The sequence below is a fragment of the Vibrio sp. RM-41-2B genome (assembly GCF_024744415.1).
Classification (GTDB): domain Bacteria; phylum Pseudomonadota; class Gammaproteobacteria; order Enterobacterales; family Vibrionaceae; genus Vibrio; species Vibrio diabolicus.
This window is the reverse complement of the sequence record NZ_JAMQWD010000053.1, coordinates 1-22,948: the sequence shown is the minus strand read 5'-3', so window position 1 is coordinate 22,948 and position 22,948 is coordinate 1. Positions and strand designations below refer to the sequence as shown.

At 44.8% G+C, this 22,948-nt stretch carries 14 protein-coding genes, 1 tRNA gene, 1 rRNA gene and 1 riboswitch; of the genes, 6 read left to right on the top strand and 10 right to left on the bottom strand.

From position 1 onward, the window contains the following. Positions 1 to 12: 12 nt before the first annotated feature. From mshL to NB463_RS21695, 6 genes are all read right to left on the bottom strand, one after another. Positions 13 to 1,656, bottom strand: a complete 1,644-nt coding sequence (mshL, locus tag NB463_RS21720) for a pilus (MSHA type) biogenesis protein MshL (RefSeq protein ID WP_258432463.1) — start codon at positions 1,654 to 1,656, stop codon at positions 13 to 15. Between the two features lie 20 nt (positions 1,657 to 1,676). Beyond that, complete coding sequence (locus tag NB463_RS21715; RefSeq protein ID WP_258432462.1) at positions 1,677 to 2,009, bottom strand: MSHA biogenesis protein MshK; 333 nt, start codon at positions 2,007 to 2,009, stop codon at positions 1,677 to 1,679. Further along, entirely contained in the window at positions 2,002 to 2,652 is a 651-nt protein-coding gene (locus NB463_RS21710) for a type II secretion system protein M (protein ID WP_258432461.1), read from the bottom strand. The genes NB463_RS21715 and NB463_RS21710 overlap by 8 nt, the downstream gene beginning before the upstream one ends. Beyond that, positions 2,649 to 4,094, bottom strand: a complete 1,446-nt coding sequence (locus tag NB463_RS21705) for an MSHA biogenesis protein MshI (protein ID WP_258432460.1) — start codon at positions 4,092 to 4,094, stop codon at positions 2,649 to 2,651. The genes NB463_RS21710 and NB463_RS21705 overlap by 4 nt, the downstream gene beginning before the upstream one ends. A gap of 11 nt (positions 4,095 to 4,105) precedes the next feature. Continuing rightward, positions 4,106 to 6,115, bottom strand: coding sequence for an RNase E specificity factor CsrD (gene csrD, locus NB463_RS21700; RefSeq protein ID WP_258432459.1), 2,010 nt, complete (start codon positions 6,113 to 6,115; stop codon positions 4,106 to 4,108). Between the two features lie 242 nt (positions 6,116 to 6,357). Next, positions 6,358 to 6,894 carry a single-stranded DNA-binding protein gene (locus NB463_RS21695; RefSeq protein WP_012841367.1) on the bottom strand — a complete coding sequence of 179 codons (537 nt, stop codon included), beginning with the start codon at positions 6,892 to 6,894 and terminating at the stop codon, positions 6,358 to 6,360. A gap of 277 nt (positions 6,895 to 7,171) precedes the next feature. Here NB463_RS21695 and NB463_RS21690 point away from each other — a divergent pair, with 277 nt between their 5' ends. From NB463_RS21690 to NB463_RS21675, 4 genes are all read left to right on the top strand, one after another. Next, on the top strand, positions 7,172 to 7,816 hold the full coding sequence (locus tag NB463_RS21690; RefSeq protein WP_005397417.1) for a LuxR C-terminal-related transcriptional regulator: 645 nt from the start codon (positions 7,172 to 7,174) through the stop codon (positions 7,814 to 7,816). 158 nt (positions 7,817 to 7,974) lie between these two features. After that, positions 7,975 to 8,847, top strand: a complete 873-nt coding sequence (gene galU, locus NB463_RS21685) for a UTP--glucose-1-phosphate uridylyltransferase GalU (RefSeq protein ID WP_005397418.1) — start codon at positions 7,975 to 7,977, stop codon at positions 8,845 to 8,847. Between the two features lie 149 nt (positions 8,848 to 8,996). Continuing rightward, the gene (gene uvrA, locus NB463_RS21680; RefSeq protein WP_053809097.1) at positions 8,997 to 11,819 is read left to right on the top strand and encodes an excinuclease ABC subunit UvrA; all 2,823 of its coding nucleotides are present in this window, start codon (positions 8,997 to 8,999) and stop codon (positions 11,817 to 11,819) included. Positions 11,820 to 11,886: 67 nt separating this feature from the next. After that, complete coding sequence (locus tag NB463_RS21675) at positions 11,887 to 13,668, top strand: PglL family O-oligosaccharyltransferase (RefSeq protein ID WP_053809096.1); 1,782 nt, start codon at positions 11,887 to 11,889, stop codon at positions 13,666 to 13,668. Between the two features lie 59 nt (positions 13,669 to 13,727). Here NB463_RS21675 and NB463_RS21670 read toward each other — a convergent pair whose 3' ends face one another. Then, positions 13,728 to 14,849 (bottom strand): pyridoxal-phosphate-dependent aminotransferase family protein, encoded by a 1,122-nt coding sequence (locus tag NB463_RS21670; protein ID WP_017821323.1) that lies wholly within the window; start codon positions 14,847 to 14,849, stop codon positions 13,728 to 13,730. A gap of 220 nt (positions 14,850 to 15,069) precedes the next feature. Next, positions 15,070 to 15,248: riboswitch (Lysine riboswitch) on the top strand. A 101-nt stretch (positions 15,249 to 15,349) separates the two neighbouring features. On the opposite strand from NB463_RS21670, the gene lysC reads away from it, so the two are divergent. Then, positions 15,350 to 16,702, top strand: a complete 1,353-nt coding sequence (gene lysC, locus NB463_RS21665; protein ID WP_258432458.1) for a lysine-sensitive aspartokinase 3 — start codon at positions 15,350 to 15,352, stop codon at positions 16,700 to 16,702. An 86-nt stretch (positions 16,703 to 16,788) separates the two neighbouring features. Here lysC and metH read toward each other — a convergent pair whose 3' ends face one another. Then, positions 16,789 to 20,469 carry a methionine synthase gene (metH, locus tag NB463_RS21660; protein ID WP_053809093.1) on the bottom strand — a complete coding sequence of 1,227 codons (3,681 nt, stop codon included), beginning with the start codon at positions 20,467 to 20,469 and terminating at the stop codon, positions 16,789 to 16,791. Between the two features lie 191 nt (positions 20,470 to 20,660). On the opposite strand from metH, the gene NB463_RS21655 reads away from it, so the two are divergent. Then, positions 20,661 to 21,992, top strand: a complete 1,332-nt coding sequence (locus tag NB463_RS21655) for a cation:proton antiporter (RefSeq protein ID WP_041852885.1) — start codon at positions 20,661 to 20,663, stop codon at positions 21,990 to 21,992. A 749-nt stretch (positions 21,993 to 22,741) separates the two neighbouring features. On the opposite strand, the gene NB463_RS21650 is transcribed toward NB463_RS21655, so the two are convergent. Next, positions 22,742 to 22,818 (bottom strand) — tRNA-Asp (locus tag NB463_RS21650). Between the two features lie 46 nt (positions 22,819 to 22,864). Beyond that, positions 22,865 to 22,948, bottom strand: a 5S ribosomal RNA gene (rrf, locus tag NB463_RS24005); the annotation flags it as partial.

Below are 22,948 nucleotides of genomic sequence, written 5' to 3'. Positions count from 1 at the left end.
CTTTCCCCGCGCTTATTGCGCATCTGGGAACCACTCTTGCAGCAGATCACGAGAGCGCTCTAGCTCTTTCTGCCAAGAGTTCACACCAACTACGGTCGGTTTTAGCAAGATGACCAATTCTGTTTTCTCAGTCACGTTATTTACGTTGCGGAACAAATGCCCCAATGCGGGCACATCGCCCAAAAATGGGACTTTAGAAACAAGCTCACGATTTTGCTGTTTCATCAAACCGCCGATAACCACAACATCGCCATCTTTAGCACGAATAACCGAGTCTGATTCACGAATAGAGCTTTTTGCCAATGGCAATTGGATGTTTTGGAACTCACCGCCCAAGTTCAATTGCTTCACTTCTTCCGAGACTTCAATAACCGCAGGGTGAACATGCAGGAACACATTGCCTTTGTTATCAATTTGCGGAGTCACATCGAGAGAGATACCTGAGAAGAATGGTGTCAATTCCACTTCTGGAACGGCATTTGAGTTTTCACCGTTGCCTGCATTGCTCGATAACTCGGTAACAAAATACTCATCGGTACCCACTTTGATGACCGACTTTTGGTTGTTGGCTGCGGTAATACGAGGGCTCGAAAGAACGTTCAAGTCACCTTGCGTAGACATAAAACTCAACACAGCATTGAAGTTGCCATCAGAGATAGTCACGTTGGTTTGGCCGCCCAATAGCGTGCCAATCGCATCCAACGGTGGTAATGCCGACGCTGGACGGTTCACTACGACACTACCCGAGTTACCAATTGACGCCGATAAGTTCGACCAGTTGATGCCTTGTTGGTAGCCATCATTCAACGTCACTTCTAGAATTTTAGCTTCAAGAATGACCTGACGCTGCATGCGCTCCTGCGATACACCTAAGAACTCACGGACTTCTCGAATATCATCTGGAAACGCTCGAACCGTAATCACTCCTGCTTGAGGTGTTACGACAACGCTTTGTCCTTTGTCTGAACCAATTAGATTCGCAACGGCTTGCTGCAGCATCGGCCAGAAGTCACTTTCAGTGATGGTTTCGATGCGCGTACCGCCCGTAGAAGTCGTCGAGCTATCGCCGCTGTTACTTCCATTGTCAGAGTCTGATGAGTCAGAACTGTCTGAGCTACCGCCAGAATTAGACGTACCAGCCGAGGTCACTGAGCCCGTGACAATGCTCGTCAATGATCGACCAGAGCGTTTGAACTGGAGGTAATCAACAGGAATGGTTACCGTACGCATACCAGCAGGGTAGATTTGAATAACTTTGCCAGACTTCACCACATCATAGCCATACATGTTCTGTACAACGCTCAGGACTTCATCCAACGTAACATCTGACAAGTTGACGGTGATATTACCTTGTACCGCTGGATGAATCGCCACGCTGTACTCAGTGCCTTTGACTAGCGAGGCAAAAAAGCTTCGTGCATCGACCGCATTCGCTTGAATACGGAAACGCTTCGAGGTGCCTTGCTCTGAAGCAACATTCGAGTCTAAGTTAGGCATCAGGTCCGCTTCGACAGAAGAAGGAATTTCTTCTAACGTGCGGCTGTTCGCTTGATTGATAGATTCATTGAGCGCTTCTTTGACTTCCACTGGGTCACGATGACCCATTGAACATCCCATTAAAGAAGCAATCGTTATTCCTACAACTAATTTGCGCATATCTGATCAGGCTCTGGTTATTATTTTTTTACGTTTAAACCAAAAAGCTCTAGGTCCCACTGACGGTTACCACGCTTTAAAGTTACAAATTCACTATTAATGCTCGCGACGCGATAACCCTTAAATAGCTCGCCTTTTTCAACAAGCTTGTTATCCATAATCGCGACACAAGCAGTACTTGGCTTACACACAATACTGTTGAGCGTAGGCAGTCGGTACTGTTTTGCTTTTGATTTCGCTGACGTTTCAACCGCAGGCTTTTCCCAGCCAAGTGGTGCCGTTGGATCTTGGTTCGCCCAAGCGGTTCCTGCCGCAGCCATGACAAGCAATGAGATGATGAGTTTTTTAACCACCAATAAACTCCTCTCGAGATCCTAGTGTGTAGACTTCCAACACAAGCTTCGCTTTCGGGTACTCTTCGACTTTGTAACTAAAGCTGCGCCAATAATAACTGGCAGGAAGGCTCTCCAACTTATTTAGGTAATTGGCAATAGAAAAGTAGTCGCCAGTCAGCTCCAAACGTACAGGGTGTACGTAGTAACCAGAGTATTGCGATGCTTCTTTATCTTCCGTAATTGGCTCAGATGGCAAAGTTTGCAAAGACAAAAGGTGAATGCCACTTTGCTGCTCTAATACATTTTCCAGCAGCTCAGCCATTTGCGAAGGTGTAATAAGGTGTTCGATGATCTCCGCTAGCTGCATCGAAAGGTGCTGACTTTCTGTTAGCAGGTTAGATATCGAGCGATCAATCTCAGCGTTTGGATCTTTCTTCAGCTGCGCTTGAATACGTAGCGTGTCGATTTCAATCTTTTGATTGGCTTGCTTTAAATTGCTTAGTTGCCTCTCATTACTGATGATCTCGTTAAGCTTTGGTTCCAGTACCAGCGTAAAAAGCAACATGATCACGACAACTAAACCACACAGCGCGATAAGCAATTTTTCACGCGCGCTCATTTCGCCAAAGCGCTCTTCTAATGAGAGCCAGAATTCGTTCATTTCTCTTTATCCTCGCGCGTTTTTAGTTCAAACGTCACAATATCCTTATCATTTCGGCCAATTTTGACGTCGTCAAATGTCCGGCCAACCAAGCTAATTTCATTTTTAAATTGGTTAACCCAACTTGGTACTGAGCTCGGCTTTTTCGCCAGTCCTTTCAGATCTAAGGTATGGTTATTGATTCGAATTTCGGACAAAGAAATTTCTTGGTTTCCTAGCTTAGCTAATGATTGCATCACGCCAGAGTAACCCGTGCGCTGCGAATCATCGTATTTCCCGACGGCTTTAAGCGAGTCTCGCTTCGCCTTGACTTCACGCTCTAAGCGGGCTTTAGCTGCTAGCTTATTATTGTCGGGTTGATGCTTACGTAGCTTGACTTGATAGCGTTCAAGCTCTGACTTCATGATATCGCCTTTGCTTTTTACAATAGCAATTTCATCTTCTAGACCACTGCTCTGCCAAGTCACATAGCCGTAAGAGAGTAGAATGGCCGCAGCCGCGACACCCCAAGATAACGCGATATTTTTTAGTGTCAGGAGCTCTTTTTTCGGCTTTAAGTAATCAGGGTATAAGTTAACGCATCGAGTATTAGAAGTCGCAGCGGCATCTGCTAAAACGTGTCCTGATAACTCATGTTCTGGTGGTAATAACGGAGAAACTTTAGTGCTTAAACGGTAGTTCAGAGACTGAACAAGCTCACTCTCATCCTCCTCATCACAACACACTTTCAATTGATGCAGCTGCACATGGCGCAACTGAGAAGAAAGATAATCAATCGAACGTTGCAGTTCTAACGAGAGGCTATCCATCTGTAACTCGCTAGACGGAACCCCCGTTAACGGTGGCGTCACACTGCGAATCGAACGATGAAATGCGATAGTATTTTCGACAAAAGCGCTAATACGGAAGTGACCACGCACACTGCGTTGTAATAATAGGAAGTTACCTAGTTCACCTGCGGTCTCTCCCCAAATGTCGTCTTCAGGAAGAATAGCTTCTAATGGCAACTGGGCGCGACTGGCCAGTAACACGATCTTATCCAACATTTTTCGTGATAAGACGTAAGCTTGCACTTTGGTTGAATTGGGTAACTCGACCGCATCGGCAATAATGTCAATGGCACGCTCAGAGATCAGTTCTTTCAACAAAAACGGTAATGCTGCAGGCCATTCTTGGCGCGGCATGACAGGTTTATCGATTTGATACATCTGATAATAGTTATGAGAAAGGACAACCGTTAGAGAATCATACGCACTCGCAGCAACGCTCAATGCTTGCTCTACGGCTTTCTCCCAATTGGATTCAGAAATATCAAATTGGTATGGGCGGCCACTTTTTATTGAAGATGATAAATAAACGGCGTCTGGCTGAATAACCAAAAAGCAGGAACGACCACCACCAGATGATCGTTTGAGCTTGTCGAGTAGTGCTTTGAAATCCATGATTATTATCTTTATTTTTTACGCCAGCGATTTCGTCTTCCCAATTTCACTTGGGATTCTGATTGAGAACTTGGCAATGCTTGTGGACGAGGAAGAAACTGCTGCTCTGCAGAAAAGTAACGCCCTTGCCCACCATAAACCCCGAGCTCAATTAACGTGTTGAGCTCGTTTTGATTCTCAATTCCCACTGCTATGATTTTAGTTTTACTGTTTGCCGCGGCACCTAGCATGCTGCGGACAAATAGCTGGTTCTCATGTCGCTGGTCGATTTTTGCTACTAAACTGCGATGAAGTTTAAGGTAACGAATATCCACTTCTTTTAAATAGTGAGTGCTGACGATGGTTCGTCCAGCCTGCCCAACCATTAAGTGGCACCCTAAACCGGCCAGCATTTTAGCGACTGGTCGCATAAAGTCTAAGTGTCTTACAAATTGTGCTTCAACAAACTCAAAACTGAGACACTTTCTCTGTTCACGTGACAACTGTAAGAGTTCATCACGAAACCATTTAAAGTACTCTCGGTTAGAAAAAGGCGTTACATTCAAATTGAGCGCATACGATCTTGAGTTATCAAAATTATCCTTAAATTCTCTTAAGAATTTATTAATAACTGACTTATCCATTTGCGCTTCATAACCAACCTGTCTGATCGCAGAAATAAACCGAGACGCTTTAACAATGCCATTCTCAGGATCGCGAATCCGACATGTTAACTCTTCATATAATGATTTTTTATGCGTCGCATCACTTATTGAGTGCACAGATTGTGCGTAGAGTATCACACTTTCTGGTGTAAGTGCTGTGTCAAATAACGTTCTCCACCTCACACTTCCGCGAGCTTCTTCATCGTGGTTCCATTTTTTGAAGCGACTCCAATTATTGTTATTTTGTAGTTGCGCACTACGCAAAGCTGTCTCTGCTTCATCGATGATTTGGCTGTGTCGCTCACCCTCTTTATAAGTAGTGATGCCGATATGACACCAGTTGTCTGGGTCGAGTGGCTCTGGCGGAATTAATTTTTCTAACTGGCGAATGCATTGTGATGCCAAATTAGCCACATCTTTGGCACTTTGATGCGGCAGAAATAACGCAAAATCAGCATCGTAATAACGAGAAAATACAACATCAGGGTATCGCTGAACTAAGTTGGATAATAAACTCCCAACTTCAACAATAAACTCATCCGTAATTTGCTTATCTTGCTCTTCTTCAACCAGTTTCCAGTCTTGAATACGTACTAGCAAAACGGCGCCGCGAGCCCCACTTTCTAGTAACGCCGATTCCAGTTTGCTATCAAATAGCACTCGATTGGCGGTACCTGTTAACTTATCAAGGAAGGTTTGAGTTCTAATAAAGGTATCAAATCGGCTTCGCTCTTGACGCGCATCTTGTAACTCTTCAATTAATACATCGAGCGCTTCACTGGCAGTATAAGGCCATTCTTTTTTGTCACCTTTTGCATACTGCTCTACCCGACCAGCAAGGATCATCCTGCCTCGCTCTTCGAGCATTTCAGAGCCTTCTAATTGCTCCTTAAGCCAGGCAACGCCGCGCATTAAACAGAAGATGATCAAGATAACGGCAAGCGTGATCGACCAAAGCGCCTGCATTGAGTAGCTGTAACCTAAGTAAGGCGGGATCGCTTTAAAATGAATCGTGTAATCTTGATTGTGAGTCAGTTGGTATTCTGTCTCAAACAAGACTGACGCTTCCATTTGATGAGAAGTATCTTTGAAGCGATAAACAACCGCATTGTTGGTCGACAATGTCATTTCGACAATATTGGAAGCCTGCAGCATTTTCGGCATCCAGCGCTGCATAGAATAAGCGGCGTCAGGATCTTCCATCTCCTTGTCGACCACCTCTACGATCCCTTCTAAATAATGGGTGAGATATTCCTGCCCAAGACGTTTAAAAGAGAGGGTGCCACCGACAAACAAGATAAACATGGCGCAGATGACGATCATGGTGACAAAAGCCACCAGCCGTGTGCTTAACTTAAGAGTTGGGGTATACCTCATGAATACCAAATTCCTTTTTTATTCATCATATACCTTATTGAAATATTTATACTTGATAAGAGTTCATCAAACAATCGGATTCGTCTGATAGTGAGAGGCTGGAGCATAAAGAACATCACACTCATTGATAAGTTTTATTGTTACGCCTAACCTTGCTGAGATAAGCCTTTGAGATCATTAGATAGTGACAATAAAAAAGACCGCGATATTCGCGGCCTTTTCGATTCAAGCATAAGCAGAATTTAGAACGGGATATCGTCGTCAAAATCCATTGGTGGCTCATTGTACTGCTGCTGTGGTTGCTGCGGAGCCTGCTGTTGTTGCTGTTGCTGAGGCGCATTGTACTGCTGCTGAGCTGGTTGTTGAGGCTGACCCCATCCACCTTGCTGCTGCTGTTGACCGCCCATTGGTGCGCCGCCACCTTGACCACGACCGCCAAGCATTTGCATCACGCCGTTGAAGCCTTGAACAACGACTTCAGTTGAGTAGCGATCTTGACCGCTTTGGTCTTGCCATTTACGAGTTTGCAGTTGGCCTTCAATGTATACTTGAGAACCTTTACGCAAGTACTCACCTGCTACTTCCGCAAGCTTGCCGAACAACACAACACGGTGCCATTCCGTTTTTTCGCGCTGTTCGCCAGTCGCTTTATCACGCCATGAATCAGAAGTCGCAATAGTAATGTTTGCTACTGCACCGCCGTTCGGCATGTAACGAATTTCAGGGTCGTTACCTAGATTCCCCACCAAAATAACTTTGTTAATTCCACGGCTGGCCATGATGTGCTCCGTTTCACTCTGGATATATAAAATTTTAGCGCATTAGAATAGCACGCTTTAATGTTTTGATTAAAGTCTAATACCATTGTGATCTAATGAGTCACCTACTAGAACCCAAATCGCATTTCAACTTACGCCTGTAGCATTTTTGATTCGCGTTGCAGACATCGTTTCGTGAAGCTTTGAATTCGAACGCATTTATTCAGTAAAGCTATGGTTATAACCTCTCTTTAATGCCAACTTATGGCCTTTATTGAACGCTGGGAGATTTGAACACGTGAGAAAGTCGGCTTACGCAAGAAAGCTATTTCTGATCAGTATGGAAGATAATGCGCAAAAAAAGGTGGCGGCACTCGAAAAATACATTGATATGAGCATCCCGGTGATTTCGACCGAAGCACTCATGGAAGCTAAGCCACAGCATCGTAATAAAATCCTACTGATCGACTTCAGTGAACATAAATCACTCGTTCAATCGATCAAAAACTTACCGCTGGTATGGAAGAACTTTGAAACCGTTGTGTTCAATGTCCCTAAAAGGCTGACCACGGATGAGCTTCTTTCATTTGGTCAATTAAAGGGGCTGTTCTATTCCGAAGATACGCTAGAGCAAATTGGAGAGGGATTAAAAGGCATTGTTAACGGTCAAAACTGGCTGCCGCGTAATGTAACCAGTCAACTTTTACACTATTACCGTAACGTCATTAATACTCATACTGCCCCAGCCACGGTAGACCTAACCATTCGCGAGCTGCAAGTACTGCGTTGCTTGCAAGCTGGCGCATCGAACAGCCAAATGGCCGAGGAATTATTTGTCAGTGAATTCACCATCAAATCGCACTTGTATCAGATATTCAAAAAGCTATCAGTGAAGAATCGCGTTCAAGCAATCGCTTGGGCAGATCAAAACTTAATGTCATGATGCGATGCCGCGACTCTAATGACTGAAATGACGAGTCGCTCATCTTTTTTCCGCACTGAGTCTCACACTTTTTCCTACTTTATTCATGATTCATTGACGCCTCTCGTGTTAAAGTTATGCGCAGATTCTTGATAATAACGAGATAGGATATTCCCCCAATGATTAAAAAATGTCTGTTCCCTGCTGCAGGCTATGGCACTCGCTTCTTACCGGCAACGAAATCTATGCCAAAAGAGATGATGCCAGTCGTGAATAAACCGCTTATTGAATACGGCGTGGAAGAAGCAATTCAAGCTGGTATGAACGGCATGTGTATTGTGACAGGTCGTGGCAAACACTCTATCATGGACCACTTTGATAAGAACTACGAACTGGAACACCAGATTAGCGGTACCAATAAAGAAGAGCTATTGGTAGATATCCGTGAAATCATTGAATCTGCAAACTTCACTTACATCCGTCAACGCGAGATGAAAGGCTTAGGCCATGCGATTCTGACCGGGCGTGAACTGGTGGGTGACGAACCATTTGCCGTCGTTCTTGCTGATGACCTTTGTGTCAACGAAGAAGAAGGCGTGCTAGCTCAAATGGTGGCGCTATTTAAACAGTTCCGTTGTTCTATCGTTGCCGTACAAGAAGTCCCAGAAGATGAGACTCACAAATACGGCGTTATCTCTGGTGAAATGATCAAAGATGACATCTACCGCGTAGACGACATGGTAGAAAAACCTGAGAAAGGCACGGCACCAAGCAACCTTGCGATCATTGGTCGCTACATTCTGACCCCTGATATTTTCGAACTGATTGAAAACACAGAGCCAGGTAAAGGTGGTGAAATTCAAATCACTGACGCGCTACTTAAACAAGCAAAAGCGGGCTGTGTCTTGGCTTACAAATTCAAAGGCAAACGCTTTGACTGTGGTAGTGTTGAAGGTTACATCGAAGCAACCAACTACTGTTTTGAAAACCTTTATCTAAAAGATGAAAAAGCCTCTGAGTTAGGTAAACACGCAACACAAAAAGCGGTATAAAGCATCGTCGTAGTACGAAATTATTGTTTCTAAAGCCCAGCATTATGTTGGGCTTTTATTTTTACTGTTTTTTTATCCAGTAATTTTCTTTGCACATTTCTCACACTATGTAATACTTGCCCCACTTGGTTATACATAGAGCAAAAACGATGGATAAAATAGAAGTTCGCGGTGCCCGAACCCATAACCTCAAAGACATTAATCTTACAATCCCTCGCGATAAACTGATTGTCATTACTGGACTAAGTGGCTCCGGTAAATCCTCTCTCGCTTTCGATACATTGTATGCAGAAGGCCAACGACGCTACGTAGAGTCTCTCTCTGCCTACGCTCGTCAGTTTTTGTCTCTGATGGAAAAACCCGATGTCGACCATATTGAAGGGTTATCACCCGCGATTTCTATTGAACAGAAGTCTACTTCTCATAACCCGCGTTCAACCGTAGGTACAATTACCGAAGTCTACGACTACTTACGTCTGTTGTATGCTCGTGTAGGCGAACCACGCTGTCCAACGCACCATGCCCCTCTTGCCGCACAAACCATCAGTCAAATGGTGGACAAAGTTCTAGAGATGCCAGAAGGCAGCAAAATGATGCTGTTGGCACCCATTGTCAAAGAGCGTAAAGGTGAGCATGTTAAAACGCTTGAGAACCTGGCAGCTCAGGGCTTTATTCGTGCGCGTATTGATGGAGAGACATGCGATCTATCTGATCCTCCAACCCTAGAGCTACATAAAAAGCACACCATTGAAGTCGTGGTAGACCGTTTTAAAGTTCGTCCAGACCTGCAACAGCGCTTAGCCGAATCTTTCGAGACAACGCTCGAATTATCAGGCGGAATTGCGGTTGTCGCGCCAATGGATGGCGACGGTGAAGAGATTATTTTCTCCGCCAACTTCGCTTGTCCACAATGTGGTTACAGCATGCAAGAGTTGGAGCCGCGACTTTTCTCATTCAACAACCCTGCTGGTGCGTGTGGGACTTGTGATGGTTTGGGTGTGCAGCAATATTTTGATCCAAGCCGAGTAATTCAAGATGATTCATTAAGCTTGGCACAAGGTGCGATTCGCGGTTGGGATCAAAAGAACTATTACTACTTCCAAATGCTCACCTCATTGGCTGATCATTATGGTTTTGATCTCCATGCACCTTTTAATTCTCTGCCAAAGAAAACGCAAGATGTCATTCTAAAGGGCTCTGGTCGTACTGAGATTGAGTTTAAATACATCAACGATCGTGGCGATATTCGCGTTAAACGCCATCCATTCGAAGGTATTCTGAATACCCTCGAACGTCGTTATCGTGATACAGAATCCAACTCTGTCCGTGAAGAGCTTGCGAAATACATCTCCACGAAATCTTGTTCAAGCTGTGGTGGTACTCGTCTGCGCCTTGAAGCACGTAATGTGTTTATTGCTGATACGACACTGCCTGAGATTGTTGAACTTAGCATTGCTGATGCATTGGAATTCTTCCATTCCTTGAAACTGGAAGGTCAACGTGCCCAAATCGCCGAAAAAGTGATGAAAGAAATCAACGATCGCCTGCAGTTCTTGGTTAACGTTGGTTTGAACTATCTAAACTTGTCTCGCAGCGCCGAAACGCTCTCTGGTGGTGAAGCTCAACGTATTCGCTTAGCCAGCCAAATTGGTGCGGGTCTTGTTGGTGTGATGTATGTTCTGGACGAACCGTCGATTGGTCTCCACCAGCGAGATAATGAACGCTTATTAAAAACGCTTACTCATTTGCGCGATTTGGGGAATACCGTACTCGTGGTAGAACACGATGAAGATGCTATTCGCTGTGCGGATCATGTCATAGATATCGGTCCTGGCGCTGGCGTACACGGTGGTAATGTTGTCGCGGAAGGCACCATGGAAGAGATAATCGCAAATCCGAATTCTCTGACAGGTCAGTACTTAAGTGGCGTTAAAGAAATCGCAGTACCGAAAGATCGCACGCCGCGTGATCCGAAAAAAACGGTTGAGCTCTTAGGCGCAACAGGTAATAACCTTAAGAACGTTAATCTCTCTATTCCTGTTGGGTTATTCAGCTGTATTACAGGGGTATCTGGCTCAGGTAAATCAACGCTGATTAATGATACTTTCTTTAAAATTGCTCACACCCAACTCAACGGAGCAACAACGGCTCAACCTTCACCTTATAAATCGATTAAAGGCCTAGAGCACTTCGACAAGGTTATCGATATCGATCAAAGCCCAATTGGTCGTACACCTCGCTCTAACCCTGCAACCTATACGGGGATCTTTACCCCAATCCGTGAACTGTTTGCAGGCACACAAGAGTCGCGTTCTCGCGGTTACAAGCCGGGCCGTTTTAGTTTTAACGTACGCGGTGGTCGTTGTGAGGCCTGTCAGGGTGATGGTGTCATTAAAGTTGAAATGCATTTTCTACCAGACGTTTATGTGCCATGTGATGTATGTAAAGGTAAGCGCTACAACCGTGAAACACTTGAAGTACGTTACAAAGGCAAAACCATTGATGAAGTGCTAGAAATGACGGTCGAAGACGCCCGAACGTTCTTTGAACCCGTACCTGCTATAGCACGTAAGCTACAGACTCTAATGGATGTTGGCTTGTCTTACATTCGCCTAGGTCAAGCCGCAACGACACTCTCCGGTGGTGAAGCACAGCGTGTGAAACTGGCGCGAGAGCTATCCAAGCGCGATACAGGAAAAACCTTGTACATTTTGGATGAACCAACAACCGGCCTGCACTTCCATGATATCCAGCAGTTGCTCACCGTGCTGCACAGACTTCGTGATCACGGAAATACTGTCGTGGTGATCGAGCATAACCTAGATGTCATTAAGACTGCGGACTGGATTATCGATCTTGGTCCTGAAGGGGGGCAGGGTGGCGGCGAGATAATCGCTCAAGGCACACCGGAAGATGTGTCGCAAATCGAGGGATCGCACACAGCTCACTTCCTCAAGCCTATGTTGAAGTAGAAAAAACAGGTAAAGTATCGAGACCAGCAAGTGCTGGTCTTTTTTCATTCAAAACAACGCAATAACTATGGCTACTATACATGTAAGTGGAACAAAGCTTTCTCCCGAAAAAGTACAGGTTCCCCTCAATCGCAAGTTTCTCATTGCCTTGGCAACACTATTTGTGTTGGCAATGCACTTTTTCATGCCCAACCCCGGCGGTTCGGGGCTTTCGCTTTCGTTCAATGCGACAACTTGGATTGCTTTTAGCTTTGCATTAGGCATTGGGTGTTACCAACTCGCGAATAATCGAGTACTACGTTACTCAAAACTAACCATCGGCTTGTTCATTAGTGCTCTTATCATGACGGTGCCCATTCTGTACCCAAATGCGAATAGCAGTTTGGCAGCCAACAAGCTCATTGGCCTGTGGTGCGGTGTCCTGTTCTTTATTGTCTTACAACAATTTCATTTCAGTAATAAACATCGCCAACGCCTATTATGGTTCATTGTCCTTGCGGTTGTTATCGAAGCCATTTTTGGTCTGACACAATATCTGTATCTCAAACCAGGCAATCCGTTTGGTTACGACACGGTGGCCAATCGTCCTTATGGTATTTTCCAACAGCCTAATGTAATGGCCAGTTTTCTTGCGACAGGATTGGTGATTGCCAGCTATTTACTTGCACGTCAGCCCTACAAATACGACCGTAAGTTAAGCGATGTTTATCTTCTCTATGCCGTGCCAGTTTTAACCTTACCACTAGTTGTGGCGTTGGCTTCACGCACTGGTTGGTTAGCCTCGGTCATCGCCGTGTTGTTGGTCATTCCATACATGTACCGCTTTGCAACCAAAGGGCGCTTTATCCGCTGGGTTGTGTCACTTGTAAGTGGGCTCTTACTCTCAGTAGTTGTCATGCATCTTGCCTTTCCTGATGGAGGTGGGTTAGCCGCAGAAAAAGTAAACATGGAGTCTCCTCGAGCGTATACTTTTCCACAAACATTAGACATGGTGATTGAAAAGCCTTTTACTGGTTATGGATATGGCAAGTTTGAATCTGAGTACATGCTGTATACGGCTCGTCAACATGCCCTAAATGAGAATTACCCAGTTGGTTTGCCAGCCATGGATCATCCGCATAATGAGCTACTTTACTGGGGAGTAGAAGGTGGCTTGCTGCCAATACTCGGCATCTTCTTAGCGATGGCACTGGTACTGTATCGAATCTATCAAGCCAAACGCGGAACTCGTCTTGCGTTGCTGGCCTTGTTTATACCTATCGTATTGCACTCGCAACTGGAATACCCTTTCTACCACTCTCTCGTGCATTGGTTGATCTTCGTTATCCTGCTGTACTGGGTAGATCAGCGCGTCTCTCGTTATCGACAAGTCGGCTTTAGTAATGTGACCAAAAGCTTGCTGCGTGTTTTTAGTTTGGTACTTCCCGTTGCGTTTACGTTTTACATGGTAAGCGCATTGCATACGAACTATGTATTGACGAAGTTTGAGACCACTAGGCCAACTAACCCTGATATTCTGAATCAAGTCAGTAACCCTGTGGTTTGGAAAGATAGGTTTGATTGGGATGTCTATAGCACATTTTTAAACATTGGGCTGTACCAACAAGATGCAACCTTGATTCAGCCTTATATCGATTGGTCACTAAAAATCATCAAAGATAAGCCTCGCCCTGCATTTTATAATAATTTGATTTTGGCCTACCAAGGCTTAGATGACTCAAGTAAAGCGGAGCAAATTAGAGCTGAAGCACAGTTTTTGTTCCCTAAGATTGATTTCAGTGGCGTCAATTACCAACCACCGTCTCAAGCAATCTCTGCCTCACCAGCACCCACTTCAAGAGCTGAGTAATAAGTACAAAAAAGCGAAGGGATGACCTTCGCTTTTCTTTATCTCATTGCGGTATAGTTTTATTCAGTGAGTGACTCTTCTAATGCTTTTAAGCACAGCGCAACGTTTTCAGATCGAGCGCCGTAACCCATTAAGCCAATACGCCACGCTTTACCGGCTAATGCCCCAAGGCCTGCTCCAATTTCTAGGTTATAGGTTTCTAGCAAGTGAGCACGAACTTTTGCTTCATCAATTCCTTCAGGCACGTAAATCGCGTTTAATTGCGGCAAACGATGGGCTTCGTCCACAACAAATTCAAAGCCTAACTTTTGTAGGCCATTTTTGAGTTTTTCATGCATCAGTTGGTGACGAGCCCAAGCGTTTTCTAATCCTTCATTTTTCAGTATCAATAAAGCTTCATGAAGCGCATACAAGCTATTAACTGGCGCTGTATGATGGTAACTACGCTTGCCTTCTCCACTCCAATACCCCAACACTAAACTCTGATCGAGGAACCAACTCTGTACTGGTGTTGTTCTTGCTTGAATCTTTTCAATTGCGGCAGGAGAAAACGTCACGGGTGAGAGCCCTGGTACACATGACAAACATTTTTGACTGCCAGAGTAAACCGCATCCAGTTGCCATTCATCCACTTTTAACGGCACACCACCAAGTGACGTCACCGCATCAACAATAGATAATGCATTATGCTGCTTCGCCAGCTTGCCCAATGCTTGAGCATCACTGACTGCACCAGTTGAGGTTTCGGCATGCACAAAAGCAAGAATTTTTGTATCTGGGTGCTGTTCGAGTGCTTGCTCGACTTTATCAATGGAAACAGGCGTCCCCCATTCATCATCGACGATAACAACTTCACCACCAGCACGGACGACATTTTCGCGCATGCGTTCACCAAAAACACCGTTACGGCAGACGATCACTTTGTCGCCTTTCTCGATCAAGTTTACAAAGCAGGTTTCCATCCCTGCACTACCTGGCGCTGAAACCGCAATAGTGAACTCATTGTCAGTTTGAAAGGCATACTTCAATAGCTGCTTGAGCTCATCCATCATACCGATAAACAGAGGATCAAGGTGACCTACGGTAGGACGGCTTAGCGCTTGTAACACTTGAGGATAAATATCAGAAGGACCAGGTCCCATTAAAATACGGTGAGGCGGAATAAAGCTTTGGATCGACATGTCAGCTCCTTGATTATCTTTTATCCTGAGCATTCTAAAAGTTCTACTCAATAACATGGCTCAGGTGTAGGGTTCTTCACCCTAATAGATTTTTCCTCTATCAGCAATTAGCCGTAAGTATGGAGGTCAAACCAGTGTCACAAAATCGTTAATAAAAAACACCATAAAGGTTGAAATATTGATTGACATTAAGACCTCAAAACCGTTCAATGTTTGAGCTTTATGTAGAAGAGGAGCGCTACCCAGGTAGATGATTTGTGGAACCGCAATTCCAACACCAATCATTGAGGGGGAGTAGTGCCGAGGTAAGTCAAAGTTGCAGGATTTGACTTGTCGGTTGAATTGGGCTGAATCCCATCAACTGTCATCAGCGCAGTCTGATGAAGGGCTTCTGAGGGTAAATTTTTCAAATAGCATTCTAAATACCTCTCTTTTTGCTCTGTTCCTTTTCTCACTAAACATTGGATGTACAATTTTTTAGGAAGTCGTGGGAGAACGCAGTGAGCGCATTTAACGTAGCTAAATTCGGTGGAACCAGTGTTGCCAATTTTGAGGCAATGAGTCGTTGCGCCACCATTATCGAAAACAATCCAAATACTCGCCTGGTCGTGAGCAGCGCTTGTTCTGGCGTCACCAACCTATTGGTGGAACTTGCCAATGGTGTACAGGATCAAACGCACCGTACTGAGCTGCTGCAAAATCTGGCCAACATTCATGACGCCATTTTAACTCAGCTCGAAGACAGCACGAAAACTGCTGCCGAGGTGTATGGCATATTAGATACCGTAACCAGCCTGGCCGAGGCTGCATCTATCCAAGCTAGTGCGAAGTTAACCGATCATTTAGTCGCATGTGGTGAACTCATGTCGACGCACATTCTAACTCAGTTAATGTGTGAGCGAGGCATTCAAGCAATGCGCTTTGATATCCGCGATGTGCTGCGTACTGATGACAACTTTGGTCGCGCGGAGCCAAACATTGAAGCAATTTCGACGCTTGCGCAAGATAAACTCGTACCACTTTGCCAACAATCCGTTGTTGTTACTCAAGGCTTCATAGGATCTGACGAAGCCGGTAATACAACAACACTAGGTCGAGGAGGCAGCGATTACAGCGCCGCCTTAATTGCTGAGAGCGTCAAAGCGGCAGGGTTAGAAATCTGGACTGATGTACCGGGCATCTACACAACAGACCCGCGAATTGCGCCAAAAGCCTCACCAATTCCCGAGATCAGCTTTAGTGAAGCTTCAGAAATGGCTAACTTTGGCGCTAAAATCCTTCACCCTTCTACGCTAGTACCCGCATTGCGCTACGACATTCCGGTATTTGTAGGGTCATCGAAAGAGCCAGAAAAAGGGGGAACTTGGATTCGCCACCAAGTCGAAAGCTCACCGTTGTTCCGTGCGCTAGCTTTGCGTTGTAACCAAACCATGGTAACGCTACGCAGCGCCAATATGTTCCACGCATACGGCTTCTTAGCAAAGGTCTTTGAGATCCTTGCAAAGCATAAGATCTCGGTCGATTTGATCACGACATCTGAAATCAGTGTATCGTTAACACTTGATCAAACTGATACCTCTGGCGGAGCACCACAGCTGCCGCAAGCTGTACGAGAAGAGTTAGAAGAGTTATGTAAGGTAGAAGTTGAACATGACCTATGCCTCGTTGCTCTCATTGGTAACAACATGAGTGAGAGTAAAGGCTACGCGAAACAGGTTTTTGGCACGCTAGAAGACTTTAACCTACGCATGATTTGTTATGGTGCAAGCCCTCACAACTTATGCTTCTTGCTCCATGAGTCGGTATCGAAACAAGCCATACAAAAACTTCACACCGAGTTGTTTGAAAAGTAAGTTCAACTCAATAAAACAAAAGGCTGCGTATCTGCAGCCCTTTGTTGTTTCAATAGTTGTTACGTTTGAACGAGGTAAACATCAATTTAACCGTTAATGTTTGGCCCTAACCATTTTTCAGCCTCGATCCTATCCCACCCCTTACGATCAGCGTAGCTCTCTAGCTGATCTTCTTGGATCTGTGCGATCGCAAAGTAACGTGAGTCAGGATGAGAGAAATACCAACCAGAGACTGACGCGCCCGGATACATTGCATAGCTGGAGGTTAGAGTCATGCCAATATTCTCTTCCACATTAAGTAGCTCCCAAAGCGGTCCTTTTTCAGTATGCTCAGGGCATGCTGGATAACCCGGCGCAGGGCGAATACCTTGGTATTTTTCACGAATGAGATCATTGTTAGATAAATCTTCATCCGCAGCATAACCCCAAATTTCTTTACGGACACGCTCATGCAAATACTCAGCAAACGCTTCGGCTAGGCGATCCGCCACCGCTTGAATCATAATTGCGTTGTAATCATCTCCCTGTGCTTTGTATTCATCAGCAAGCTCTCGTTCACCAATACCACCAGTGACAGCAAATGCCCCTATCCAATCATGTTTACCCGACTCTTTAGGTGCGATGTAGTCAGACAAACAATAGTTGAACCCTTTTGGTTTCTCAGTCTGTTGACGCAAGTTACGCAGTACTTTCACAACGTCGGTACGAGTTTCATCAGCATAAACTTCAATGTCGTCCCCCACGCTCGCAGCAGGGAATAAGCCACACATTCCACGCGCTTTTAACAGGCCTTCTCGCTCAACTCGGTCAAGTAACTCGTTGGCATCTTCGAATAAACGTTTTGCTTCTTCACCGACTTCTTCATGTTGGAAAATTGTTGGATACTTACCCACAAGTGACCAAGTCATAAAGAATGGTGTCCAATCAATGTATTGACGTAACGTGGCAACATCAAAATCATCGAAGATATGAATACCAGGCTTAACAGGCACTGGAGGGGTGTAAGCTTCCCAATCGATCGCAACTTTATTCGCTCGAGCCGCTTCTAATGTCACTGGTTTGGTTCTCGGTTTCTTGCGATTATGTTGATCACGTACTCGTTCGTAATCAGCTTCAAGTTTTTCAACAAATTCAGGGCGACGTTCATCTGACAATAGAGAAGTACATACGCCCACCGCACGTGAGGCGTTATTCACGTAAACAACTGGATGCTTGTAATTTTGCTCAATCTTAACTGCTGTATGAGCTTTTGACGTTGTTGCGCCACCGATGAGAAGAGGTAAGTTAAAATCGAGACGCTCCATCTCTTTAGCAACATGCACCATTTCGTCTAATGAAGGCGTGATCAACCCTGACAAACCAATAATATCGACGTTCTCTTCTTGCGCTACTTTTAAGATCTTTTCGCAAGGAACCATGACACCAAGATCGATAATTTCGTAGTTATTGCACTGCAATACAACGCCTACGATATTTTTCCCGATATCGTGTACATCACCTTTTACCGTCGCTAACAAGATCTTACCGTTTGTTTGTCCCACCTGCTTTTCTGCATTGATGTAGGGCTCGAGATGCGCTACCGCTTGCTTCATCACTCGGGCAGATTTTACGACCTGAGGAAGGAACATTTTACCTTCACCAAACAAGTCTCCGACGACGTTCATCCCATCCATGAGTGGGCCTTCAATCACCTCTAATGGCTTTGAAGCATTGACACGTGCCTCTTCGGTATCATCAACGATAAACTCGGTTATTCCTTTCACTAACGCGTGTTCTAAACGCTTTTCAACAGGCCAAGTTCTCCACTCAAGTGCAGAGGCATCCTCCTCTTTACCTACCCCTTTGCCTGCGTATTCCGCCGCGATATCTAACAACCTCTCAGTGGCATCATCGCGACGGTTAAGAACGACATCTTCCACAGCCTCACGCAGCGCTTCAGGCACGTTATCGTAGATTTCTAACTGACCCGCATTCACGATCCCCATATCCATACCATTTTTAAAACAGTGATAGAGGAACACCGCGTGAATCGCTTCACGCACATAGTTATTCCCTCGAAAAGAGAACGAGACGTTAGAAACCCCACCCGAGATCATCGCGTGCGGTAAATCACGTTTGATATCGCCAACGGCTTCAATGAAATCCACCGCGTAGTTATTATGCTCATCGATACCCGTAGCAATGGCAAAAATGTTTGGGTCAAAGATGATGTCTTCTGGTGGAAAGCCCACTTCATCAGCGAGAATTCGGTAAGCGTTGGTACAAATTTCTACTTTGCGCTCACGTGTATCTGCTTGCCCAATCTCATCAAACGCCATCACAATAACAGCCGCACCGTAACGGCGAATCAACTTAGCTTGTTCAACGAATTTCTCTTTACCTTCTTTGAGAGAGATCGAGTTAACAATGCCTTTGCCTTGGATGCACTTAAGACCGGCTTCAATAACCTCCCACTTGGAAGAGTCGACCATGATTGGTACTTTTGAGATTTCAGGTTCTGACGCACAAAGGTTTAAAAATCGAACCATACAAGCTTGTGCATCCAACATGCCTTCATCCATGTTGATATCGATAATTTGAGCGCCATTTTCAACTTGTTGACGAGCCACATCGAGCGCTTCATCGTACAGTTCTTCTTTAATCAAGCGCTTAAAACGCGCAGAGCCAGTTACATTCGTACGCTCACCGACATTGATGAATAAAGAGTCTTTATCAATGGCGAGCGGCTCTAAGCCAGACAAGCGACAAGCAACGGGAAGGTCAGGCAATTGACGAGGGGCGACATTTTCAACCGCGAGTGCCATTTGGCGAATGTGCTCTGGAGTTGTGCCACAACACCCACCAATCAAGTTTAAAAAGCCACTTTGAGCCCACTCTTGAACATGCTTAGCCATATCTTCTGGCGATAAATCGTATTCGCCGAATGCATTCGGAAGCCCGGCATTTGGGTGAGCGGAAACAAAAGATTCTGATATACGCGAAAGCTCTTCAACATAAGGACGAAGCTCATCTGGGCCCAGCGCACAGTTCAAACCAAACGAAATCGGTTTAACATGACGTAATGAGTTGTAAAACGCTTCTGTAGTTTGACCTGATAATGTTCTACCAGAAGCATCAGTAATAGTCCCCGAGATCATCACAGGTAACTCAATACCCATCTCTTCAAACACACTTTCAACAGCAAATGAACAAGCCTTAGCGTTAAGAGTATCGAAGATGGTCTCGATAAGAATAAGGTCAGAACCACCTTTAATCAGCGCTCGAGTCGATTCAGAGTAAGCCTCAACTAACTCGTCGAAAGAAACATTTCGATATCCAGGGTCGTTTACATCAGGAGAGATAGAACAAGTGCGGTTCGTCGGCCCTAAAACCCCTGCGACATAACGCGGTTTATCGGGTGTTTTTGCGGTCCATTCGTCTGCAACTTCACGTGCAAGCTTGGCAGCAGCAAAGTTAATTTCTTCACTTAGGCTTTCCATCTCGTAGTCAGCCATCGCAATGGTTGTTGCGTTAAACGTGTTGGTTTCGAGAATATCTGCACCCGCTTCTAAATATGCAGCGTGAATTTCCTTGATAAGTTGAGGCTGACTTAGAACCAACAGGTCGTTGTTACCTTTTAGATCACAATGCCAATCCGCAAAGCGCGTTCCTCGATAGTCTTGCTCTTCAAGTTTGTATCCCTGAATCATGGTTCCCATACCGCCATCAATCAAAAGAATACGTTGCTTCAATTGAGCTTCAATCTGTTGTCTTACGTTACTTCCCACAGTACAGCCTCATTCCTTTAGTTATCTTTCCATCCTATCACACAAACTTCAGGAGTCTAGACGTCTAAACTTGGAATTAATGATTATTTTATCTCCTTCTTAACTTACAAAATAATCGCGAAAAAATGTTTGCTATTTAAGCAGCATCAGTCGAGAATCCCATTCATAAAATGTTACAAATAGAGAGCTCTATGTCGGTCTATCATACTTTATGTTTTCTATCCGCAGCTGCGATGCTAATTGCTTTTGTAAACAGCAAGATAGGAAAGATGCAAACCACCATTGCGATTACCGCAGGTTCAATGGTGCTTTCACTTCTAATCTTAATTGCGGGCCAAAACAACTGGTTCCACCTCACCGAAATTGCGACAGAAACGGTCACAAGGATCAACTTCGAAGATTTCTTGCTCAAAGGCATTCTTGGCTTCTTACTATTTGCGGGTGGATTAGGCATCAAACTCCCGAACCTTAAAGATCAAAAATGGGAAATTACCGTTTTGGCTCTCGGAGCCACCCTATTTTCCACTTTCTTTATCGGGTTTGCGCTCTACGGATTCTGTCAGTTAATTGGCATCCAATTTGATTTGGTCTACTGCTTACTATTTGGTGCTCTAATATCGCCAACTGACCCAATCGCTGTATTGGCTATAGTTAAAAAGCTCGATGCTCCCAAACGTATCTCCACCCAGATTGAAGGAGAGTCGCTCTTCAATGACGGCTTCGGTTTGGTTATCTTTGTCACTCTATTTACGATTGCATTTGGTACTGAGGCACCAACTGTAGGTAGTGTCACCTTACTCTTCATCCAAGAAGCTATCGGTGGTATCACTTATGGTTTCGTACTCGGTTTACTATTCCACTACTTAATCAGTGCCACCGATGATCACTCAATGGAGTTATTACTTACCATTGGTGTCCCAACGGCAGGTTACGCATTTGCTGAATACATCCATGTATCAGGACCATTAGCGATGGTTGTATCTGGTATTATGATTGGCAACTGGACACGTTTTATTGGCTTTTCGAAAGAGAGTGAAGACCACCTTGACCACTTTTGGGAGCTCGTCGATGAGTTCTTGAATGGCGTGTTATTCCTACTGATCGGTATGTCGATGCTGCTATTTGAATTCCACAAAGAAGACTGGATCATGATGGCTATATCAGTCCCTCTTGTACTAGCAGCTCGCTATCTAAGCGTATTTCTCTCGTACATTGGCTTTAAGCGTTACAGAAAATATAACCCGTGGTCAGTACGTATTTTGACGTGGGGCGGCTTACGCGGGGGCCTTGCATTGGCAATGGCACTTTCCATTCCATCAGGTATTTGGGTGATTCAAGATAAGTTAATCGATGTAAAAGAGATTATTCTTGTAATGACCTACTCCGTCGTTGTTTTCTCTATCCTCATTCAAGGCTCAACAATCACCCCAATGATTGAAAAAGCAAAAGATGAAGAGAAGAAAATGGAAGAGAACAACCAAGCAATAACCACTCCAGAGCATACGGAGCCAGTGGACTCTTAAAGACACGTAACTTAATAGATGAAAAAGCAGCTATCTAGCTGCTTTTTTCATATCTAATCTTCGGACTCCCCTTCAAGAACAAAACGCTTGTTACTTTTTGATATACAGTTAAATATCCGAATAATCGTCACGCTACGGTTTCATAGATACTAACTATTGCCGATAGATAGTATCCATAGAGGGAGTCTTTTAGTTTAAGCATTTTCATCATCACTTCCCTTCCCTTGGCAATATAGGCTCCTCGCAAACATCAAAGCTAAACTTCCACAATACTTAGCAATGAGCGAGTTTGTATTTTTATAGAGAAAGAAGCATTGAGGATGATTGCGAGATCACTCCCCCAAACGGGCTTGAAATCCCACCAAACTAAGGTCTGAGCTAGCACTCAGGTTGTTCAAGCCCTTAGCAGAAGTTTAGGAGTCCTCATACTTGATCTCAGCGACACTGAACTTATATTCAAAGTTGTTCTGTTTTCGAGATAGAAACAAAGCGACACCTCGAACGACTAAGTTCTGTCACATAGCTAGATATTTCTAATATGTTATAGAGGAATCTTTGGTAAGCACGTGCTGGTACTCAAAACGAGAGCTCGAGACTGTCATCAACTAGTTCATGACAGGGCTTAGAAAGCATAGCGAAGAGGGAAGCCTGCCTCTCGATGCAAGGTTTCAATATGGAAATGGGGTTAAGGTAAGTCGGGTAACCAAAACGAAAAAATCCCCAGTCTTTCGACTGAGGCTTAATATAAGTGGCGGAGTGGACGGGACTCGAACCCGCGACCCCCGGCGTGACAGGCCGGTATTCTAACCAACTGAACTACCACTCCGCAGTGGTATCACTCGCTTGTAATCAGCAAGTGTCCATAATTTAAAGCCTGGCGATGTCCTACTCTCACATGGGGAAGCCCCACACTACCATCGGCGCTATTTCGTTTCACTTCTGAGTTCGGCATGGAA

What these genes read in the sequence shown, in the direction of transcription:
- NB463_RS21675 (WP_053809096.1), top strand. Translation starts at nt 11,887, where the DNA reads ATGGCTACTATACATGTAAGTGGAACAAAGCTTTCTCCCGAAAAAGTA.
- NB463_RS21710 (WP_258432461.1), bottom strand. Translation starts at nt 2,652, where the DNA reads ATGAACGAATTCTGGCTCTCATTAGAAGAGCGCTTTGGCGAAATGAGC.
- mshL (WP_258432463.1), bottom strand. Translation starts at nt 1,656, where the DNA reads ATGCGCAAATTAGTTGTAGGAATAACGATTGCTTCTTTAATGGGATGT.
- csrD (WP_258432459.1), bottom strand. Translation starts at nt 6,115, where the DNA reads ATGAGGTATACCCCAACTCTTAAGTTAAGCACACGGCTGGTGGCTTTT.
- uvrA (WP_053809097.1), top strand. Translation starts at nt 8,997, where the DNA reads ATGGATAAAATAGAAGTTCGCGGTGCCCGAACCCATAACCTCAAAGAC.
- NB463_RS21670 (WP_017821323.1), bottom strand. Translation starts at nt 14,849, where the DNA reads ATGTCGATCCAAAGCTTTATTCCGCCTCACCGTATTTTAATGGGACCT.
- galU (WP_005397418.1), top strand. Translation starts at nt 7,975, where the DNA reads ATGATTAAAAAATGTCTGTTCCCTGCTGCAGGCTATGGCACTCGCTTC.
- NB463_RS21655 (WP_041852885.1), top strand. Translation starts at nt 20,661, where the DNA reads ATGTCGGTCTATCATACTTTATGTTTTCTATCCGCAGCTGCGATGCTA.
- NB463_RS21705 (WP_258432460.1), bottom strand. Translation starts at nt 4,094, where the DNA reads ATGGATTTCAAAGCACTACTCGACAAGCTCAAACGATCATCTGGTGGT.
- NB463_RS21695 (WP_012841367.1), bottom strand. Translation starts at nt 6,894, where the DNA reads ATGGCCAGCCGTGGAATTAACAAAGTTATTTTGGTGGGGAATCTAGGT.